This window comes from Ruegeria sp. CH2 (assembly GCF_056537065.1).
Map to the genome: position 1 here is coordinate 153152 of NZ_JBQFQV010000002.1, position 19070 is coordinate 172221.

The 19070-nt window shown below is 56.3% G+C and carries 20 protein-coding genes; 11 read left to right on the forward strand and 9 right to left on the reverse strand.

Annotation, left to right across the window (positions count from 1 at the left end):
* Window positions 1–89 precede the first annotated feature (89 nt).
* Together ACR0M9_RS05355 and secB are read left to right on the forward strand one after the other, a co-directional pair.
* A complete protein-coding gene (locus ACR0M9_RS05355; protein ID WP_480773030.1) occupies window positions 90–590 on the forward strand; it encodes an FxsA family protein in 501 nt (166 codons plus the stop codon).
* A 54-nt stretch (window positions 591–644) separates the two neighbouring features.
* Window positions 645–1145 carry a protein-export chaperone SecB gene (secB, locus tag ACR0M9_RS05360; protein WP_209506872.1) on the forward strand — a complete coding sequence of 167 codons (501 nt, stop codon included), beginning with the start codon at window positions 645–647 and terminating at the stop codon, window positions 1143–1145.
* Between the two features lie 24 nt (window positions 1146–1169).
* Here the strand turns inward: secB and dnaQ are convergent, their stop codons facing one another.
* Genes dnaQ through ACR0M9_RS05380 form a run of 4 tightly spaced genes read right to left on the reverse strand, consistent with a single transcriptional unit; the run spans window position 1170 to window position 3904 of the window.
* Entirely contained in the window at window positions 1170–1892 is a 723-nt protein-coding gene (dnaQ, locus tag ACR0M9_RS05365) for a DNA polymerase III subunit epsilon (protein ID WP_480773031.1), read from the reverse strand.
* Window positions 1885–2478, reverse strand: coding sequence for a dephospho-CoA kinase (gene coaE, locus ACR0M9_RS05370; RefSeq protein ID WP_480773032.1), 594 nt, complete (start codon window positions 2476–2478; stop codon window positions 1885–1887). Before coaE ends, dnaQ begins: the two co-directional genes overlap by 8 nt.
* Window positions 2475–3308 (reverse strand): shikimate dehydrogenase, encoded by an 834-nt coding sequence (locus tag ACR0M9_RS05375; protein WP_480773033.1) that lies wholly within the window; start codon window positions 3306–3308, stop codon window positions 2475–2477. The genes coaE and ACR0M9_RS05375 overlap by 4 nt, the downstream gene beginning before the upstream one ends.
* Window positions 3305–3904, reverse strand: coding sequence for a Maf family protein (locus tag ACR0M9_RS05380; protein WP_480773034.1), 600 nt, complete (start codon window positions 3902–3904; stop codon window positions 3305–3307). Before ACR0M9_RS05380 ends, ACR0M9_RS05375 begins: the two co-directional genes overlap by 4 nt.
* A 404-nt stretch (window positions 3905–4308) precedes the next feature.
* On the opposite strand from ACR0M9_RS05380, the gene ACR0M9_RS05385 reads away from it, so the two are divergent.
* From ACR0M9_RS05385 to ACR0M9_RS05415, 7 genes are all read left to right on the forward strand, one after another.
* Window positions 4309–4758, forward strand: coding sequence for a CopD family protein (locus tag ACR0M9_RS05385; protein WP_209506877.1), 450 nt, complete (start codon window positions 4309–4311; stop codon window positions 4756–4758).
* Window positions 4759–4880: 122 nt separating this feature from the next.
* Window positions 4881–6152 (forward strand): transcription termination factor Rho, encoded by a 1272-nt coding sequence (gene rho, locus ACR0M9_RS05390; RefSeq protein ID WP_267364726.1) that lies wholly within the window; start codon window positions 4881–4883, stop codon window positions 6150–6152.
* A 31-nt stretch (window positions 6153–6183) separates the two neighbouring features.
* Window positions 6184–7470, forward strand: a complete 1287-nt coding sequence (gene mnmE, locus ACR0M9_RS05395; RefSeq protein WP_480506859.1) for a tRNA uridine-5-carboxymethylaminomethyl(34) synthesis GTPase MnmE — start codon at window positions 6184–6186, stop codon at window positions 7468–7470.
* Between the two features lie 12 nt (window positions 7471–7482).
* The gene (mnmG, locus tag ACR0M9_RS05400; RefSeq protein ID WP_480773035.1) at window positions 7483–9351 is read left to right on the forward strand and encodes a tRNA uridine-5-carboxymethylaminomethyl(34) synthesis enzyme MnmG; all 1869 of its coding nucleotides are present in this window, start codon (window positions 7483–7485) and stop codon (window positions 9349–9351) included.
* Window positions 9348–9968: a 16S rRNA (guanine(527)-N(7))-methyltransferase RsmG gene (gene rsmG / locus ACR0M9_RS05405; RefSeq protein ID WP_480482530.1), complete on the forward strand. Its 621-nt coding sequence runs from the start codon at window positions 9348–9350 to the stop codon at window positions 9966–9968. Before mnmG ends, rsmG begins: the two co-directional genes overlap by 4 nt.
* Window positions 9961–10764: a ParA family protein gene (locus ACR0M9_RS05410; protein WP_480773036.1), complete on the forward strand. Its 804-nt coding sequence runs from the start codon at window positions 9961–9963 to the stop codon at window positions 10762–10764. Before rsmG ends, ACR0M9_RS05410 begins: the two co-directional genes overlap by 8 nt.
* Before the next feature lie 20 nt (window positions 10765–10784).
* Complete coding sequence (locus ACR0M9_RS05415; RefSeq protein ID WP_480773037.1) at window positions 10785–11681, forward strand: ParB/RepB/Spo0J family partition protein; 897 nt, start codon at window positions 10785–10787, stop codon at window positions 11679–11681.
* Here ACR0M9_RS05415 and ACR0M9_RS05420 read toward each other — a convergent pair.
* The 4 genes from ACR0M9_RS05420 to rph are packed head-to-tail and all read right to left on the reverse strand — an operon-like array spanning window position 11671 to window position 14495.
* Entirely contained in the window at window positions 11671–12024 is a 354-nt protein-coding gene (locus ACR0M9_RS05420) for a YbaN family protein (protein ID WP_480624796.1), read from the reverse strand. The two genes, ACR0M9_RS05415 and ACR0M9_RS05420, sit on opposite strands and share 11 nt — an antisense overlap.
* Before the next feature lie 2 nt (window positions 12025–12026).
* Entirely contained in the window at window positions 12027–13181 is a 1155-nt protein-coding gene (gene hemW, locus ACR0M9_RS05425; RefSeq protein WP_480773038.1) for a radical SAM family heme chaperone HemW, read from the reverse strand.
* Window positions 13171–13785, reverse strand: coding sequence for an RdgB/HAM1 family non-canonical purine NTP pyrophosphatase (gene rdgB, locus ACR0M9_RS05430; protein ID WP_480482522.1), 615 nt, complete (start codon window positions 13783–13785; stop codon window positions 13171–13173). The genes hemW and rdgB overlap by 11 nt, the downstream gene beginning before the upstream one ends.
* Complete coding sequence (rph, locus tag ACR0M9_RS05435) at window positions 13782–14495, reverse strand: ribonuclease PH (protein ID WP_267363729.1); 714 nt, start codon at window positions 14493–14495, stop codon at window positions 13782–13784. Before rph ends, rdgB begins: the two co-directional genes overlap by 4 nt.
* Before the next feature lie 112 nt (window positions 14496–14607).
* On the opposite strand from rph, the gene hrcA reads away from it, so the two are divergent.
* Both hrcA and ACR0M9_RS05445 read left to right on the forward strand, forming a co-directional pair.
* Window positions 14608–15672 (forward strand): heat-inducible transcriptional repressor HrcA, encoded by a 1065-nt coding sequence (hrcA, locus tag ACR0M9_RS05440; RefSeq protein WP_480482520.1) that lies wholly within the window; start codon window positions 14608–14610, stop codon window positions 15670–15672.
* Window positions 15673–15682: 10 nt separating this feature from the next.
* Window positions 15683–16246, forward strand: coding sequence for a nucleotide exchange factor GrpE (locus ACR0M9_RS05445; RefSeq protein ID WP_480482518.1), 564 nt, complete (start codon window positions 15683–15685; stop codon window positions 16244–16246).
* 56 nt (window positions 16247–16302) lie between these two features.
* Here ACR0M9_RS05445 and mutS read toward each other — a convergent pair whose 3' ends face one another.
* A complete protein-coding gene (gene mutS, locus ACR0M9_RS05450; protein ID WP_480773113.1) occupies window positions 16303–18918 on the reverse strand; it encodes a DNA mismatch repair protein MutS in 2616 nt (871 codons plus the stop codon).
* Window positions 18919–19070: the final 152 nt, after the last annotated feature.

Consider the following 19070-nt stretch of genomic DNA (forward strand, 5'->3'; position numbering starts at 1 on the left):
CGCGACTTTGTATACACGGCCTCATGCCACTATGTAGGTGACAGTGAGTGGCAAGTCCACAGCCCGGCCTAAGGGAAAGGATAACGCAAATGTATCTGTTCTTGGCATTTTTGTTGGTGCCCATAATCGAAATCGCGCTGTTTATTCAGGTTGGTGGTTTGATTGGGTTGTGGCCGACACTTGCCATCGTAGTGCTGACCGCGGTTCTGGGCACGGTTTTGGTGCGGACACAAGGTCGCATGGCGCTTGGACAGCTGCAACGGTCCTTTGCCGAATTGGACGATCCGACCGAACCCCTGGCCCATGGGGCAATGATCCTGTTGTCGGGCGCTTTGTTGCTGACACCGGGTTTTTTCACTGATGCCGTTGGTTTTGCGTTGTTAGTTCCCGGTATCCGCATCGCCGTTTTCCGGTACCTGAAATCCAAGGTTACAGTAACCCAGTTCCAGATGGGGCCGGGCCCCGGATATCAAACCCGGGGGAACCCTTTCGATCAGGGCGATATCATCGATGGGGAATTCACCGAAGTTCGGCCAAAAAAAGACCCCTCGAAGCCTTCGAAATGGGTGGAAGGCCCCCACCAGCATTGAGGTGCCGCGCCCAACTTGCTAAGCAGTGGCGAATTTCATTTTTGGAGTAGATCCATGGCCGAAGAAAACGCTGCAGAAAACACTGCGGCCCAAGCCGCCCCGCAGGTTCAGATGCGTGTTCTGGGGCAGTTCATCCGTGATATGTCCTTTGAAAACGTGATGGCGCAAAAGGGCGTTTCCGGAGACGTACAACCGGAAATCGCCGTTCAGGTGAATCTGGATGCCAAAAAACGCGCGGCGGACCATCAGTTCGAAGTTTCGATCAAGCTGAACCTGACATCCAAAGCCAAAGGCATGGATGACATTCTGTTCCTGTGCGAACTGGACTATTGCGGTATGTTCCACGTGGAAGGTGTGCCGGAAGATCAGCTGCACCCATTCCTGATGATCGAATGCCCGCGCATGTTGTTCCCGTTCCTGCGCCGCATTGTCAGCGATATCACACGCGATGGCGGCTTCCCGCCGGTCAACCTGGACAATATCGATTTCGTTGCGCTCTATCGCAACGAGTTGATGCGCCGTCAGGCCGAACAGGCCCAAAAAGCCGACGCGTAACGTTTTGACCCGCGCCTGTCCGGATCAGGCGCGGGTCCACAAGGCGTTCTCGCCCAGTTTTTCCACGAAAGCTTCATGTGCCGCGCGCTCATCCTCGGTGATCCGGGATGGCAATGGTGTGCTGCGCGGTGCAGCTCGCCAATCATCGCTGCCACCGTCCGCAGAAGATGCGGATGTCGACAGACCAAAATCAGGCTGCCGTCCACCGATCAATTCCAGGTAAACCTCGGCCAGAATTTCCGAGTCGAGCAACGCGCCGTGCAACACACGGTTCGAGTTGTCGATATTGAAACGACGGCACAGCGCATCCAGTGACGCTGGCGAACCGGGGAACCGTTTGCGGGCAATTGCCAGTGTATCCAATGCCTGCTCCATCGGGATAAGCGGGGCACCCATCCATTTCAGCTCGGCATTCAGGAACTTCATGTCGAATGAGGCGTTGTGGATCACCAACCGCGCATCGCCAACAAATTCGCGAAACCCATGGCCAACCTTTGCAAAGACCGGCTTGTCTTTCAGCGTAACTTCGCCCTTTTCCGGCGGGCGCGGGGTGTCCAGCAGATCGGGACCAATTCCATGCACGCCAAACGCCTCTTCCGGCATCGAGCGTTCGGGGTTGATATAGACGTGATAGGTTTCACCGGTGGCAACGTGGTTCCACAGCTCAACGGCGCCGATTTCCACGATCCGATCCCCGCTGTCGGGGTCAAACCCGGTGGTTTCGGTATCCAGTACAATCTCACGCATGTGCCATCCCCGCCCGTATCTGCCTGACCACATCCTGCACCTGCGCGCGGGCGTGGTCCAGAGTATCGGTCACGATCACAAAATCCGACCGCGCGCATTTTTCATCGTTCGGCATCTGCTTGGCGCGGATCTGCTCGAACTGCGCCTCGGTCATTGTTCCGCGTTCCATTACGCGCCGCTTTTGGTCTTCGGCCGGGACCGAAACGCAGGCCACTGCGTCCATTGCTGTATCAGCGCCCGTTTCAAACAAAAGCGGAATATCGAACACCAGGATGTCGCTTGTAGCGCTTTCGCGAAATTCTGCGCGGTCAGCAGCGACAAGTGGATGCACAATCGCCTCAATCTTTTTCAACGTGGCCGGGTCATCCGCGATAATCCGTTTCAACGCGTTTCGGCTAACCGCCCCGTCAAGTATCGCATCAGGAAAAGCTGCCCGCATTGGTTCAACCGCTGCTCCACCAATGGCATACAGCCGATGCACCGCCGCATCCGCATCCCACAATGCGCACCCTTCTTCAACGAACATCTGCGCCGTGGTGCTTTTCCCCATGCCGATTGAGCCTGTCAGGCCAAGCGCAAAACTCATGCCAGGGCCGCCGCGCGCGTATCCGCGTCTACTTCGGGGCGGACCCCAAACCAGCGTTCAAACCCGGGAACAGCCTGATGTAGCAACATCCCCAGACCATCGACTGTGGTGCATCCGGCCTCCTCGGCAGTTTGCAGCAGGCGGGTTTTCAACGGGGCATAGACCAGGTCCGTTACCACGGCACCGGGCTGCAACCCATCCAGCGGCACGCGCAGCCCTGGCTGGCCCTGCATCCCCAGTGAGGTCGTATTGACCACCAGTTCGGCGTTTTCGATGACATTCCCCGCCTGAACCCAATCGACCACGCGAATGCGTTGGCCGAATTCTTCCTTCAGATGATCCGCGCGGGCGCGCGTCCGGTTGGTCAACAGGATTTCCGGCACCCCGGCATCAGACAAGGCCTGCAAAACGGCACGGGCAGCACCCCCGGCACCAAACACAACCGCCGGGCCATCTTTCGCATTCCAGTCAGGTGCGCCACTGCGCAGGTTTTCCATAAACCCGTATCCGTCGGTGTTATCTGCATGTATCGAACCATCAGTTCGGAACACCAGTGTATTTGCAGCACCAATCACGGTTGCACGGTCAGAAACGTGATCTGCGATCTTCAACGCCGCTTCTTTGTGCGGAACGGTCACGTTGGCCCCGACAAAGCCCGCTTTGGGCAGGGTTCGCAGCACTGTCTCCAAATCTGCAGAGGCGACGTCCATCGGGATATAATGCCCGGCAAGCCCATAGGTCTTTAACCAATGGCCGTGCAGCTTGGGAGAGCGCGAATGCCCGATGGGATGCCCAATCACTCCGGCCAAAGGAACCCGATTGTCCGTCATTGCTCGATCATCCCTTTGACAGCCAGAAAATTGAGAAGCTCTAACAGGGGCATACCCAAAACGTTAAAATAGTCGCCGTCAATGGTGGCGAACAGGCGGACACCTTCTTCTTCCAGCTTGTAGGCTCCGACGGCATGGCGAATGCTGTCCCAGTTCCGCGCAACATAGTCTTTCAGATAGGCATCGGAACTGGCCCGCATCCGCAGACGCACTTGCCCTACATGCCTCCAGATCGGCTCACCGTCCTGATAGATCACAGCTGCGGACAAAAGCATGTGCCGCTTGCCGCGCATGGCTTTCAGTTGGGCCAGCGCCTGTTCCGGGGTTTCGGGCTTTGACAGCAGCTGCCCTTCGAAATCCAGCACCTGATCACACCCGATCACCATGGCGCCGGGGTTCTTGTCGCTGACCTTACGCGCTTTGATCTCGGCCAGCGTATCGGCAATATCGCGTGGTGAGGCATTTTCCGCCAACAACGCCCGTTTGACCGCCTCTTCATCCACGCGCGCCGTTTGAACTGCAAACTGCACACTTGCGTTCTTGAGCAATTGCGCGCGAATAACAGATCCCGAAGCCAGAAGAATGGGGACAGACATGTGGAAAACCCCGTGTGCAAATCGATAAGAGTTCTGGGGTGTTTTGTATGGTTTTCCGGTTGACACGCAACCCTGGGAATTTTGCGGCAAAGATCCCCGAGTCGCTCAAATCTCATCCCGTCGGGACAAGGATAACTCCAACTCTTGGGATAACAGATGTATCCAATGATACCCATCGGTTTATCCACAGATCAGATTTACCTGATCCAACTTACCTTATTGATTTATATCAATAATTCGTACTATCAACAGAATCACCCGCGATCTCAGATATTCTGTCCCCCTGGGGAAAACGCTAGGGTAAAAAAGTAATCCACGGATTTCTGGCACCCTACAAAACCATCATCCTTTTTCTTTTCTTATTTTTTTATTAGGGAGGGTACCGAACAACGTTCGGAGTCGGCATGACAGACCTTCTTTTCACGATTTACCCGTGGGTGAAGTCATTACATATCATGGCCGTAATCTCATGGATGGCGGGCTTGTTCTATTTACCACGGCTGTTTGTTTATCACGTCGAAAAAGCGCAGGCCGTAGAGGGCGCGCAAGACATCTTCTTTGAAATGGAAGACAAGCTGCTGCGGGTGATCATGCGCCCCGCGATGGTTGTAACCTGGGTATGCGGGCTGATCATGGTGTTCACACCGGGGATCGTCGGATGGGATTTTGCATGGCCCTGGGTCAAAGGTGCGGGCGTGATCGCGATGACCTGGTTCCACCATTGGCTTATGGCCCGAAGGAAGGATTTCCTGGCAGGCCAGAATAAGCTCACTGGGCGGCAGTATCGCATGATGAACGAGGTTCCGACCATTCTGATGGTTGCCATCGTTCTGGCGGTCATTCTGAAGTTCTGAACGCCTGTTTGACTCCGAACGTCGCTGCGCTTATGTAGATCACAACACGCCCGTCCGGGCGGCGTATTTTCCGTACTGAAATTCCACTTCAAGCCGCGTTCTCAGCGGTGAAGGTATGTATCATGTCCAATGAATCCCTGAATCTGGCCGACCTGAAAGCCAAAAGCCCCAAAGACCTTCTGGCCATGGCCGAAGAGCTGGAGATCGAAAACGCCTCGACTATGCGTAAGGGCGAAATGATGTTCCAGATTCTGCGCGAACGTGCCGATGATGGCTGGACCGTCGGCGGTGATGGCGTACTGGAAGTGCTACAGGACGGGTTCGGCTTTCTGCGCTCGCCCGAGGCGAACTATCTGCCGGGCCCTGATGATATCTATGTCTCGCCCGATATGATCCGTCTGCACTCATTGCGGACCGGGGACACGGTCGAAGGCGAGATCAAGGCGCCGGATGAGAATGAGCGTTATTTCGCGCTAACCAAAGTCACCATGATCAACTTTGAAGATCCCGAAAAGGCCAAGCACAAGATCCTGTTCGACAACCTGACGCCTCTGTACCCGGATGAGCGTCTGAAGATGGAAATCGAAGACCCCACCATCAAGGATAAGTCAGCGCGCGTGATCGATCTGGTTGCGCCGATCGGTAAAGGTCAGCGTTCATTGATCGTGGCACCGCCGCGGACCGGTAAAACCGTGATCCTGCAGAACATCGCGCATTCGATCGAACAGAACCACCCGGAGTGTTATCTGATCGTCCTGCTGATCGACGAACGCCCGGAAGAAGTGACCGACATGCAGCGCTCGGTTAAGGGTGAGGTTGTGTCGTCAACCTTCGATGAGCCCGCAACGCGTCACGTGGCCGTGTCGGAGATGGTCATTGAAAAGGCCAAGCGTTTGGTCGAACATAAACGAGATGTTGTTATTCTTCTCGACTCGATCACAAGACTTGGTAGGGCGTTTAACACCGTTGTTCCGTCCTCGGGTAAAGTTCTGACCGGTGGTGTGGATGCGAATGCGTTGCAGCGGCCCAAGCGTTTCTTCGGTGCGGCCCGGAATATTGAAGAGGGCGGATCGCTGACCATTATCGCCACCGCGCTGATCGATACCGGCAGCCGGATGGACGAGGTGATCTTTGAAGAATTCAAAGGTACTGGTAACTCGGAAATCGTTCTGGACCGCAAGATTGCAGACAAACGCGTGTTCCCGGCGATCGACATCCTTAAATCCGGTACTCGGAAAGAGGACCTGCTGGTCGACAAGGGCGATCTGGCCAAGACCTTCGTTCTGCGCCGTATCCTCAATCCGATGGGCACCACCGACGCAATCGAGTTCTTGTTGTCGAAGTTGAAACAGACGAAGACAAACGGCGAGTTCTTCGATTCGATGAACACCTGACACAGGTCTTAGACCCCAGCGAGGCCTTCGAATGGATACGATATTCGCCTTGGCCAGCGCGCAAGGCAAAGCAGGGGTGGCGGTCATTCGCCTCTCTGGCCCCGAAGCGCATTCCGCAGCCGCATATCTGTGCGGCGCGGAACTGCCCAAGCGGGGAATGGTCTTGCGCACCCTGCGGGATCAGGATGGATCACATCTAGATGATGGTCTGGTTCTGACATTTCAGGCACCGGCAAGTTTCACCGGTGAAGACGTGGCAGAACTTCAGATCCACGGCAGCACGGCCTCGGTCAATGCGGTTCTGCGTTGTTTGTCGAACACCGATGGGCTGCGACTGGCGGACCCGGGTGAGTTTACACGCCGGGCCCTTGAAAATGGCAAGATGGATCTGACACAGGTCGAAGGCCTGGCAGATCTGATTGACGCGGAAACCGAGGCACAGCGTAAGCAGGCCCAAACCATTCTGGCCGGTGAGCTTGGCACGCTGGCCGAGCGCTGGCGGCGCGATTTGATCCGCGCGGCATCGTTGCTGGAAGCGGTCATAGATTTCGCTGATGAAGACGTCCCCACTGACGTCACGCCGGAAGTCCGTAGTTTGACAAGCGGAGTTCTGGCAGATCTTCGTCGAGAAGCTGATGGGGTAAAGATCGCCGAGCGTATTCGTACCGGATTTGAAGTGGCTATTGTCGGTCTTCCCAATGCAGGAAAATCAACCCTGCTGAACGCGCTTGCGGGGCGCGAGGCTGCGATTACTTCGGAATACGCAGGCACGACCCGGGACGTGATCGAGGTTCGAATGGATCTGGCTGGTTTGCCGGTGACATTGCTGGATACGGCCGGGTTGCGGGATACCGAAGATCATGTCGAAAATCTTGGGATCGAGCTGGCTCGAAAACGGGCAGATGCGGCGGACCTGCGCGTTTTCCTGGCTGAAGCACCGGAAGATCTGGGTGTGGCCATGCAGGATGGCGATATCCACGTTCTACCCAAAGCGGACTTGCGAGAGGGCGCTGCTGAAGGTGTTTCAGGAAAGACAGGACAGGGGATTGACGCGCTTGTAGACCAGATTTCGTGGGTCTTGAGTGATAGAACCACAACACATGGTATTGCCACGCGTGAGCGCCACCGCGCTGCGATGAATAAGGCATCGGATTCACTTGCTGCTGCGATCACGGTTCTGGAATCAGGCCCGGACCTGTATGATATCGCTGCGGAGGAGTTAAGAACCGCCATACGGGGACTTGAATCTCTGGTTGGCAGAATAGATGTCGAAACACTGTTGGATGAAATCTTCTCCAGCTTTTGTTTGGGAAAATAAGGATTGTTTCACGTGAAACATTCAAACATTGATGTCATCGTGGTTGGGGCTGGTCATGCCGGTACGGAGGCTGCGCACGCCGCTGCCAGGATGGGTGCGAAAACCGCTTTGGTGACATTATCCGCGACCGATATCGGGGTCATGTCCTGCAACCCGGCCATCGGCGGGTTGGGGAAGGGACATCTGGTACGAGAGATTGACGCGCTAGATGGTGTAATGGGCCGTGTCGCTGACCAGGCTGGTATTCAGTTTCGACTGTTAAACCGGCGAAAAGGTCCGGCTGTTCAGGGTCCCAGAACGCAGGCTGATCGCGCCTTGTACCGGGCGGCGATGCAAAACGAAATCGGCAATCAGGAAAACCTGTCCGTTATCGTTGGTGAGGTTGTAGATTTTCTGATGGATGGACACCGTGTCGCCGGTGTCGTGCTCGGAGATGGGTCGGAAATTTACGCCAAAGCCGTTGTTCTGACCTCCGGAACCTTCCTGCGCGGCGTCATCCATATCGGCGACGTGTCACGGGCTGGTGGGCGAATGGGAGATCGCCCGTCAATAAAACTGGCCGAGAGGTTGGATAGCTATAACCTTCCGCTGGGGCGCTTGAAAACCGGCACACCGCCGCGTCTGGATGGGCGTACGATCAACTGGTCGGGTTTGGAAAAACAAGACGGGGATGAGGACCCGACCTTGTTTTCTTTCCTGTCAACATCGGTTGTCGCGCCTCAGATTTCCTGCGGTATTACACACACCAATGCAAAGACGCATGAGATCATCGAAGCAAACCTCTCAAAATCGGCGATGTATGGTGGCCATATCGACGGCATAGGTCCAAGATATTGCCCTTCGATCGAAGACAAGATTGTGCGCTTTGCAGATAAGGATTCGCATCAGGTTTTTCTTGAACCCGAAGGCGTTAATGACCACACAATTTATCCCAACGGTATTTCAACGTCACTGCCTCAGGACGTGCAGTTGGAATATGTTCGGTCGATCAAAGGGCTTGAAAAGGCGGATATTCTGCAACCCGGCTATGCGATTGAATATGATTATGTGGACCCTCGTATCTTAACTGCGTCCTTGTCGCTACCCGACGTTCCGGGACTATATCTGGCAGGGCAGATCAACGGGACCACAGGATATGAGGAGGCAGCGGCACAAGGGATGGTTGCTGGTCTCAACGCGGCGCTGGACGTACAGGGCCGCGAACCGGTCTTTTTCACAAGATCAGACAGCTATATCGGCGTGATGATAGACGACCTGACGACCCGTGGTGTGGCTGAGCCCTATCGAATGTTTACCTCCAGGGCTGAATTCCGACTGTCTTTGCGGGCAGACAATGCCGATCAACGGTTGACACCGATTGGTTTGGAACTTGGTTGTGTCGGAGAGAAGCGACAGGCACATTTTAAAAAGAAAATGAACCAGCTTGATGCGGCGAAATCCAAGCTGACCGCACGCACATACACACCCAAGGAAGTTCTTTCGGCTGGGATCAACGTCAACCAGGATGGAAACCGCCGAGATGGAATGGAAATTCTGGCATTTCCGGATACATCCTTCGAGGACTTGTTCCCTCTGATACCTGATCTACAAGATGTAGACGTGGCGATCCGGCTTCAAATCGAACGCGACGCGCTTTACGCAAACTATATCGATCGGCAAAAGCGCGATGTTGAGGCCATGAAGCGGGATGAATCCTATGTTATCCCACGTGAGTTTGACTATTTTGGCTTGGACGGGCTGTCTTCTGAGATGAAGCAAAAACTGTCGCAGGCCAAGCCGTCGAACATAGCGCAAGCAAGCCGTGTCGAAGGTGTTACTCCGGCTGCCCTGACCCTTGTTCTGGCGAAATTGCGCCGGGATCAACGAGCACGTCAGGCATGACGGTCGATTATTCCAAGTTTGATGGCTTGAATGTTTCACGTGAAACATTTGAGCGTCTGAAAATCTATGTTGATCTGGTGAACCACTGGAACCCCAGGATAAATCTTGTTTCGCGCAATAGCCTGGAATTCATTTGGGATCGGCATATTCTGGATTCTGTCCAGGTTTTTCGATGCGCTGAAACGTTTGACACCTGGGTGGACCTTGGCAGTGGCGGCGGGTTCCCCGGGATGGTGTGCGCCATTATTGCGGCCGAGGAAGTTCCGGCCGCCAGTTTCTCTCTTGTGGAAAGCGACCAGCGAAAATCGGCATTTCTGCGTAACGTTGCCCGTGAATGTGGCGTGTCGTGTAAAGTGATTTCCAAGCGGATTGAGGTGGTTGAACCCCTCGGCGCAAACATCGTTTCGGCGCGCGCGCTGGCGGATTTGCGTACATTGTTATCATTTTGTGACAGACATTTAGGTGAAAACGGGACCGCGCTGTTGCCCAAAGGTGCAAACTGGAAAAAAGAGCTGGATGAGGCGCGTGAGGAATGGAATTTCGATGCTGAGGCCATTACAAGTTTAACTGAACCTCAGGCCGTTATCCTTAAGATCAAAGGAGTATCACGTGGTTGATCTGTCTCGACCGTCCGGACCCCGGATAATAGCGGTTGCCAATCAGAAGGGCGGAGTAGGGAAAACAACCACAGCGATCAACCTGGCGGCCGGACTGGCCGAAGCTGGTTGCAGGGTATTGGTGGTTGACCTCGATCCACAAGGGAACGCATCCACCGGATTAGGGGTCGAAGATCGGGATTGGACCACTTATGACCTCATTCTGGACGACGCGCCTTTGGAGGCAGTGGTTCAAGAGACGGAGATCGAGAACCTTTTGGTTGTCCCTGCAACGGTTGACCTGAGCTCGGCGGATATCGAGCTGATTTCCAACGAAAAACGCAGTTATCTTTTGCATGATGCGCTGCGTCAGACGGCGGTGGACGCGTTTGAGCTGGATTTCATCCTGATAGATTGCCCGCCGTCACTGAACCTCTTGACGGTAAACGGGATGGTTGCCGCCCATTCTGTCCTAGTACCGCTGCAAAGTGAGTTCTTTGCGCTGGAGGGTCTTTCGCAATTGATGCTGACAATTCGGGAGGTCCGGCAAACCGCGAATCCAGACCTGAGAATCGAAGGTGTTGTGTTAACTATGTATGACAACCGCAACAACTTGTCCCGCCAGGTCGAAAAGGATGCGCGTGACAATTTGGGCGAGATGGTTTTTAAAACAAAGATACCCAGGAATGTGCGGGTCAGCGAGGCGCCATCCTATGCGCTGCCGGTATTGCAGTATGACTCGGGATCACTTGGTGCGATGGCGTATCGGCATCTGGCCCGTGAGATCATGCATAAGAACAACAAGACCGCAGCATGAGCGGTGGAGAGGAGGCCGACATGAGCACCAGGAAAGCGAAATCCAGAGGGTTGGGCCGCGGATTATCCGCACTCATGGCGGACGTTAATCCAGAGGCGGGCAACCGAGTACCATCTGACGTGCGCAGACCTGATCTGAAGGTTCCGATTGAAAAGCTGAAGGCAAACCCAAATCAGCCGCGACGCACATTTCAGCCCGAACAATTGGATGAGCTTGCCGCGTCGGTTCGGGAAAAAGGTATCATCCAACCCTTGATCGTACGTCCAACAGGGGTTGGAGAATACGAAATCGTCGCTGGTGAACGCCGGTGGCGGGCTGCTCAGATGGCGCAGCTGCACGAGATCCCGGTGATTGTGCGCGAATTCGATGATACCGAGGTACTGGAAGTTGCGATCATCGAAAACATCCAGCGCGCTGATCTGAACGCAGTGGAAGAGGCCGCCGGATACAGGCAGTTGATGGATCGCTTTGGCCACACGCAGGAAAAGCTTGCTGAGGCTTTGGGGAAAAGCCGCAGCCATATTGCGAACCTGTTGCGGCTTTTGTCTCTGCCAATTGACGTGCAAACTCTTGTTATTGAAGGGAAATTGTCGGCTGGTCATGCGCGCGCACTGATTACGGCGGAAAATCCCTCGGAATTGGCAAAGCAGATCGTCAAGGATGGCCTGTCTGTGCGCGCGACCGAGGCGTTGGTCAAGAAACAGCAGCAGGGCGACACTGCACGACCTGCTCCCAGATCCAGGAATCTGGATGCCGGTAAAGATGCTGATACGCGCGCGCTGGAAAAAGACCTGTCCGCTATTTTGGCCATGAAAGTCTCAATCAACCACAAGGCGGGAACGGAATCCGGTCAGGTTGTTCTGACATATGAAAACCTGGATCAGCTTGACGATCTTTGTGCAAAGCTCAGCCGCTAGGGCGTGTCCAGATAAATATAAGGACGCCGCCCAGAACAATGACCTGAATGATCAGCACGAAGGGCGGAACGGATAGAAGTAAAGACACCCCGAAAACGGCGGCGACCGATAAGGTTGCTGCCTTTTTTGCGGCCGGGCGTATTGCGCCCGAACTCTGCCAATCCAGTATCATTGGCCCGAAAATCCGGTGCAACAGAAGCCAGTTGTGCAACCGTGAAGAGGATCGCGCAAAGAAAAACGCTGCCAGCAACAAAAACGGAACTGTTGGAAGAAGAGGCAGAACAACCCCAATCGCGGCCATCGCAACGCAAAGCAATCCCAGCCCCGCCCAAAGATACTGCATATTCAGCCCATCAATTCCCGGATTACAGCATTCAGCACGGCGCGCCCCGCTGGTGTTGCTCTGAGTCTGTTGTTATCACTTTCGATCATATTAATGCCGACCAGATGGTCCACGGTTTCGTCTGGAAGTGGACGGCCTGACAGAGCCTCCCACCTATCTATATCTAGTCCCTCTGAAATCCTCATACCCATCATAAGGTATTCGTTCGCCTGATCTTCAGGCGAAAGGACATAGCGCTTCTTTTCTCCGTCACCCTTCGCGGCGGCGTCAACCCAACGCTGCGGGTTCAGATGGGTCTCGGTCGCGTGTTTTTGACCACCCACAGTAATTCGCCCATGGGCACCGGGACCAATGCCGACATAATCTCCGTAACGCCAATAGACCAGATTGTGCTGCGACTCTGCACCGGGGCGGGCGTGATTGGACACCTCATAGGCGGGCAGGCCGTGTTTCTCGCAAATCTCTTGTGTTGCAAGGTACATGTCGGCCGCACTGTCATCTTCGGGCAAGCCGCGCAGTTTTCCGACAGCATAACGATCGCCAAAAGCGGTGCCATCTTCGATTGTCAGTTGATACAGCGACAGGTGATCCACAGCCATGGACAGAGCTTCGTTCAACTCGGACCGCCAGGCATCCAGCGTTTGGTGCTGTCTGGCATAGATCAGGTCAAAGCTGACCCGTTCAAAACAATCACGGGCGATGTCAAAGGCAGCGCGGGCCTCGGCCACAGTGTGAATCCGCCCCAAGCGGCGCAGGTCTTCGTCGTTGAGCGCCTGCACGCCCATCGAGATCCGGTTGACGCCTGCGTCACGATAGGCCGCGAACCGACCGGCCTCGACCGATCCGGGATTAGCCTCCAGCGTGATTTCCATGGTGTTGGAAGGGCGCCAGAGCGCACGGGCCTCACCGATCACGGCGGCAACGGTTTCCGGGTCCATCAGCGACGGGGTTCCACCGCCGAAAAAGATCGTGTTCAGCACCCGATCCGGGGTTTCGACGGCCGAGCGCCGCAATTCGCTCAGATAGGAGTTAAGCCATAGTTTTTGATCGATAGTTTTGGAAACATGGCTGTTGAAGTCGCAATAGGGGCATTTGGCCTCGCAAAAGGGCCAATGCACGTACAGGCCAAAGCCCCCGTTGCGCCAATCATCCGCCAAAGCAGCCTTTCACGAACTTCTCAACCGCGCGTCCGCGATGGCTGATCTTGTTCTTTTCCCAGCGATCCATCTCGGCAAAGGTAATGTCGTATCCTTCGGGAACAAACATCGGGTCATAGCCGAATCCACCTTCGCCGCGGATGGGCCAGACCAAATGACCGGGGGCAATGCCTTCAAACACTTCATCATGCCCATCAGGCCAGGCCAGCACCAGCGTGCTGCGGAATTGCGCTGTGCGGGGATGGGGGGCGTTCTTTGCCTCTAGCTCAGTATGGGCGCGGGTCATCGCCATCAGGAAGTCGCGCCCATTGGCGGTTTCGGCCCAATCCGCGGTATAAACACCCGGCGCGCCGTCCAGCGCGTCGATGGTGATTCCGGAATCGTCTGACAGGGCAGGCAGTCCGGTGGCCTTTGCGGCGGCGTGGGCCTTGATCCGGGCGTTGCCGACAAAGGTGTCCTCGGTCTCTTCCGGTTCGGGCAGGTCCATGTCCGCCGCACCCACAACCGTCACGCCAAAAGGTTCGAGGAGATGCGCCATCTCCTCAAGCTTGCCTTTGTTGTGGGTCGCGACCAGAAGCCTGTCGCTGTCAAACTTACGGGTCATGCGGTGGCGGCCTTCTGGGCTGCGGCCAGCTCGGCAACGCCTTTTTCCGCCAGATCCACCAGCTGATCCATCTGGGCGCGGCTGAAAACAGAACCTTCGGCGCTCATCTGGACCTCGATCAGTTTGCCTGATCCGGTCATGATAAAGTTGCCGTCGACACCGGCCTCGCTGTCTTCCGGATAGTCAAGGTCCAGCACAGGCTGGCCCGCATAGATCCCGCAGGACACGGCGGCGACCGGATCAACCAGCGGATCTGAAATCACGTCACCTGCTTTCATCAGTTTGTTGACGGCCAGTCGCAGCGCAACCCAGCCGCCGGTGATCGAGGCACAGCGGGTGCCGCCATCGGCCTGGATCACATCGCAATCAACGGTGATCTGACGTTCGCCCAGTGCAACCCGGTCGACGCCGGCGCGCAGGGCGCGACCAATCAGGCGCTGGATTTCCACCGTACGCCCGCCTTGCTTGCCCGAGGCCGCTTCACGCCGCATCCGAGTATTGGTGGCGCGGGGCAGCATACCGTATTCGGCGGTGACCCAGCCTAGCCCCGAACCCTTGATGAAAGGGGGTACGCGATCTTCGATCGTAGCGGTACACAGAACATGTGTATCGCCCATTTTGATCAGGCAGGAACCTTCGGCATGTTTGGTGAACCCCGTTTCAATTGAAACGGCGCGCATTTCACTTAAGTCTCTTCCAGAGGGTCGCATGGGAAATCCTTTGTTTGCTGGGTTGGGGATACCGCCCCGCAGCGTTACGATGCAACCCCGATTGACCTTTCATTTGCCTGCTATTTAATGATGAACCAGCAGGGGAAAACGCATGAGTGAAGCGAGCAAAATTCTGGACGAGATGAACGACCGGTCGCGCGAGGTGTTCCGGCTGATCGTTGAAAGTTATCTGGAAAGCGGAGAGCCGGTTGGAAGCCGCACCCTGACGCGTACCCTGTCTGAAAAAGTCAGTGCCGCAACCGTGCGCAACGTGATGCAGGACCTTGAGTTTCTGGGTCTTCTGGACAGCCCGCATATCAGCGCGGGTCGGGTACCGACGCAGCAAGGACTGCGTATGTTCGTGGACGGTTTGCTTGAGGTTGGCGATCTGGGCGTCGACGACAAGCAAAAACTGGAAGAGACTTTAGGCTCTAACACGGGTGATGTTGGCGGAATGCTGGATCGGGTCGGGTCAGCTCTGTCACACGTAACACAAGGTGCGTCGCTGGTTCTGACGCCAAAGCATGAAGCCGAAATCAAACATATCGAGTTTGTCTCGTTAGGGCATGACAGGGCTTTGGTGGTGCTGGTTTTTTCTGACGGCCATGTTGAAAACCGCCTGTTCACACCGCCGCCCGGCCAGACGCCCAGTTCGATGCGCGAGGCTGCGAATTTTCTGAATGCGCTGATCGAGGGGCGCACGCTCAGTGAAGTGCGCCGTCAGATGCAGAAACAGATTCAGGCGCGCAAGCAGGAAATAGATGCGCTGGCGCGCGAGCTGGTGGAAAGTGGGCTGGCGGCCTGGGACGGAGACGGAGCCGACTCGGCCCGTTTGATCGTGCGGGGGCGGGCGAATCTGTTGAACGAACCCGGTCAGGCCGGAGAATTGGAGCGTATTCGCAGCCTGTTTGATGATTTGGAGCGCAAGCGCGACATCGCGGATTTCCTCGAATTGACGGAAGGCGGCGAGGGTGTGCGCATTTTTATTGGGTCTGAGAACAAACTTTTCTCACTTTCGGGTTCCTCTTTGGTGGTGTCTCCATATATGAACGCTGATCGAAAGATAATCGGTGCGGTCGGGGTCATCGGACCCACGCGTCTGAATTATGGACGGATCGTGCCGATCGTGGATTATACGGCGCAACTGGTCGGCAAGCTGATATCCGACCGGAGCTAGAGGGTAAGAGATGGCAGAGCCCAAGAACGAAGATTTTCTGGACGATATCATGGCGGCAGAAGCGGAAGAGCTGGCCGAGGAGTTTACTGAGATCAGTGACGAGGCGTTGGAGCTGGACGAGCTGCGCGCTGAGCGGGATGAGTATAAAGACAAATTCATGCGCGCGCTTGCCGACGCCGAGAACGCGCGCAAACGCGGTGACAAGGCGCGCCGCGATGCCGAGCAGTATGGCGGTTCCAAGCTGGCCCGCGATATGCTGCCTGTTTACGACAACATGAAGCGCGCGCTTGAGGCCGCGACCGACGAGCAGAAAGAGGTTGCCGCCGGACTGCTGGAAGGCGTCGAACTGACCATGCGTGCCCTGAAGGATGTGTTCCAGAAACACGGGATCGAAGTGATTACACCCCAGGTTGGTGACCGGTTTGATCCGAATGTGCACGAAGCAATGTTCGAGGCCCCGGTCCCGGGCACGCGGGCAGGGGACATCATCCAGGTGTCCGCCGAAGGTTTCATGCTGCACGACCGACTGTTGCGTCCGGCTCAGGTCGGGGTCTCTTCAACGCCAGCAAGCTGATTGGCTTTTCAAAGCCAAGCCTTCGGCGAGAGTATTTTTGAAAAGATGAAGGGCGGTCAGGATCTGGCCGCCTCTTTCAATTTGTAGATCAGATCCAGCGCCTCGCGCGGGGTCAGTTCGTCGGGCAGGACACCCTCCAGCATCTCGGTCACCGGCGAGGTTTTCGGTGCGGGTGGGGGTGGCGGCGCGGCTGCCGAGAACAGCGGCAGGTCGTCAATCAGCGCCTTTTGCTTGCCGCCTTCGCGTTCGGTTTTTTCAAGCTGGTCCAGAACCACCCGGGCACGTTCGACGACAGAAGCAGGTAAACCGGCCAGCTGCGCAACCTGCACCCCATAAGACCGATCAGCCGCGCCCTTGTGAACCTCGTGCAGGAAGATGACTTCGCCATCCCACTCTTTGACCGCTACGGTGGCGTTATCGACACCTTCGAGTTTACCGGCCAAAGCAGTAAGCTCATGATAATGCGTGGCAAACAATGCGCGACATTTGTTGGCCGCGTGCAGGTGTTCCAATGTGGCCCAAGCGATGGACAGGCCGTCATAGGTGGCGGTACCGCGACCGATTTCGTCCAGGATCACCAATGCACGGTCATCGGCCTGATTCAGAATGGCGGCGGTTTCGACCATCTCGACCATAAAGGTCGACCGCCCCCGCGCCAGATCGTCCGAGGCTCCGACGCGGCTGAACAGCTGACTGACGACGCCAATATGCGCCTCTTCGGCCGGAACATAGCTGCCCATTTGGGCAAGCAGTGCAATCAGGGCGTTCTGGCGCAGAAAGGTTGACTTACCGGCCATGTTCGGACCCGTCAGTAACCATATCGCCGCGCCGTTTTCGACGGTCAGATCGCAATCATTGGAAATGAATGCATCGCCGCTTTGCCGCCGGAGGGCGTGTTCCACAACCGGGTGTCGACCGCCCTGCACATTGAATGCGCGAGAGGCATCAACCCTTGGACGGCACCAGTTTTCACCCCGCGCAAGATCAGCCAAGGTGGTCGTCACGTCCAGTTCGGCAAGCCCGCGGGCGGCTTGATTCAATCGGGAAGCGAGGTCCAAGATAGCGCCAGAAAGCCTTTGATAGAGCCGCTTTTCAATCTCCAGCGCCAGATTTCCGGCGTTCAGGATACGCGTTTCGATCTCGGACAGTTCGACGGTTGTAAACCGCACCTGATTGGCTGTCGTCTGGCGATGGATATAGGTTTCGCTAAAGGGTGTGTTCAGCATCTTTTCGGCATGGGTGGCCGTGGTTTCGATGAAGTAGCCCAGCACGTTGTTGTGCTTGATTTTCAGCGAGGTGATGCCGGTGTGTTCGACGTAATTTCGTTGAAACCCGGCGATGACGGACCGGCCTTCGTCGCGCAAGGTGCGGGCCTCGTCCAGTTCAGCGTCAAAACCTGGCGCGATAAAGCCTCCGTCGCGGGTCAGAAGCGGGGGCTCGGCCACCAACGCCTCGTCCAGCAAGGTCAGCAAGTCATCGAAACCAACAAGGTTCTGAAGCGCGGTTGCCAGCAACACCGGTAAATCCTGACCGGTGCAGATTTCGGCAATCGTGGCCGCCTGGGTCAGGCCATTGCGAATGGCTGTCAGGTCACGAGGCCCGCCGCGTTCTAATGACAAACGCGACAGGGCGCGGTCCAGATCCGGGGTTTTGCGCAAGGCTTCGCGCAGATCAGACGCGATCAGGCTGTCACCAGCGGCGAAACTGACTGCGTCAAGCCGGGCATGGATCACATCCAGATTTCGAGAAGGGCTTGAAAGCCGCTGTTCCAGCAATCGCGCGCCACCGGGGGTAACGGTCCGGTCAACGACAGAAAGAAGCGATCCTGCGCGTCCGCCGGACAGCGAGCGGGTCAGTTCCAGATTGCGGCGCGTTGCAGCGTCGATCTGAACGACCCGATCCTCAGATTCTTTCAGCGGCGTTTGCAGCAGGGGCAGTTTGCCCTTTTGCGTAATCTCCAGATAGTCGATCAGCGCGCCCATCGCGGACACTTCGGCGCGGCCGAAATTGCCGAACGCGTCCAAGGCGCCCACGTGAAACAGCCCGCAGATGCGCTTTTCCGCCGCCGTGCTGTCGAAACTGGCGCGCCCGACCGGGGTCAGTGAAATCCCCAGATCAAGCAGCGTTTCGTTCAGCTTTTCCTGCGCCCCATCGGCCACGATCAGTTCAGAGGGCGCAAGCCGGGCAAGTTCGGGGCTGAGCCGGACCGAGGTCAGGGGCATCACGTGAAACGCGCCCGTTGAAATATCAGCCCAGGCAAGCGCGGCCTCGTCCCGGACCTCGGCATAGGCAGCCAGAAAGTTGTGCCGGCGCGCCTCAAGCAGCGCATCTTCGGTCAGTGTTCCGGGTGTGACCAGTCGCACGACATCACGCTTTACGACCGATTTAGAGCCTCTTTTCTTCGCTTCAGCCGGGCTTTCCATCTGTTCGCAGACCGCAACGCGAAAGCCCTTGCGGATCAGTGTCAGAAGGTATCCTTCGGCCGAATGCACCGGCACGCCACACATCGGGATGTCTTCGTCATTGTGCTTGCCACGCTTGGTCAACGCGATATCCAGCGCTTCGGCAGCGTTGACGGCATCCTCGAAAAACATCTCGTAGAAATCACCCATGCGATAAAACAGCAGGGCATCCGCGTGGGCTTGTTTGATTTCGAGGTATTGCGCCATCATTGGCGTGACTGTGGACAAATCGGCCCCCTTTTGGCGTATTCCGGGCGCGACCTTACAAATCCCGCATCTTCTGTAAAAGCCGAAAACTCATTCTCGTTGAGGCGGGCGTTCTCCTGCGCTATGAGGCGTCAGCCCTGAAGTCATGGAAACGA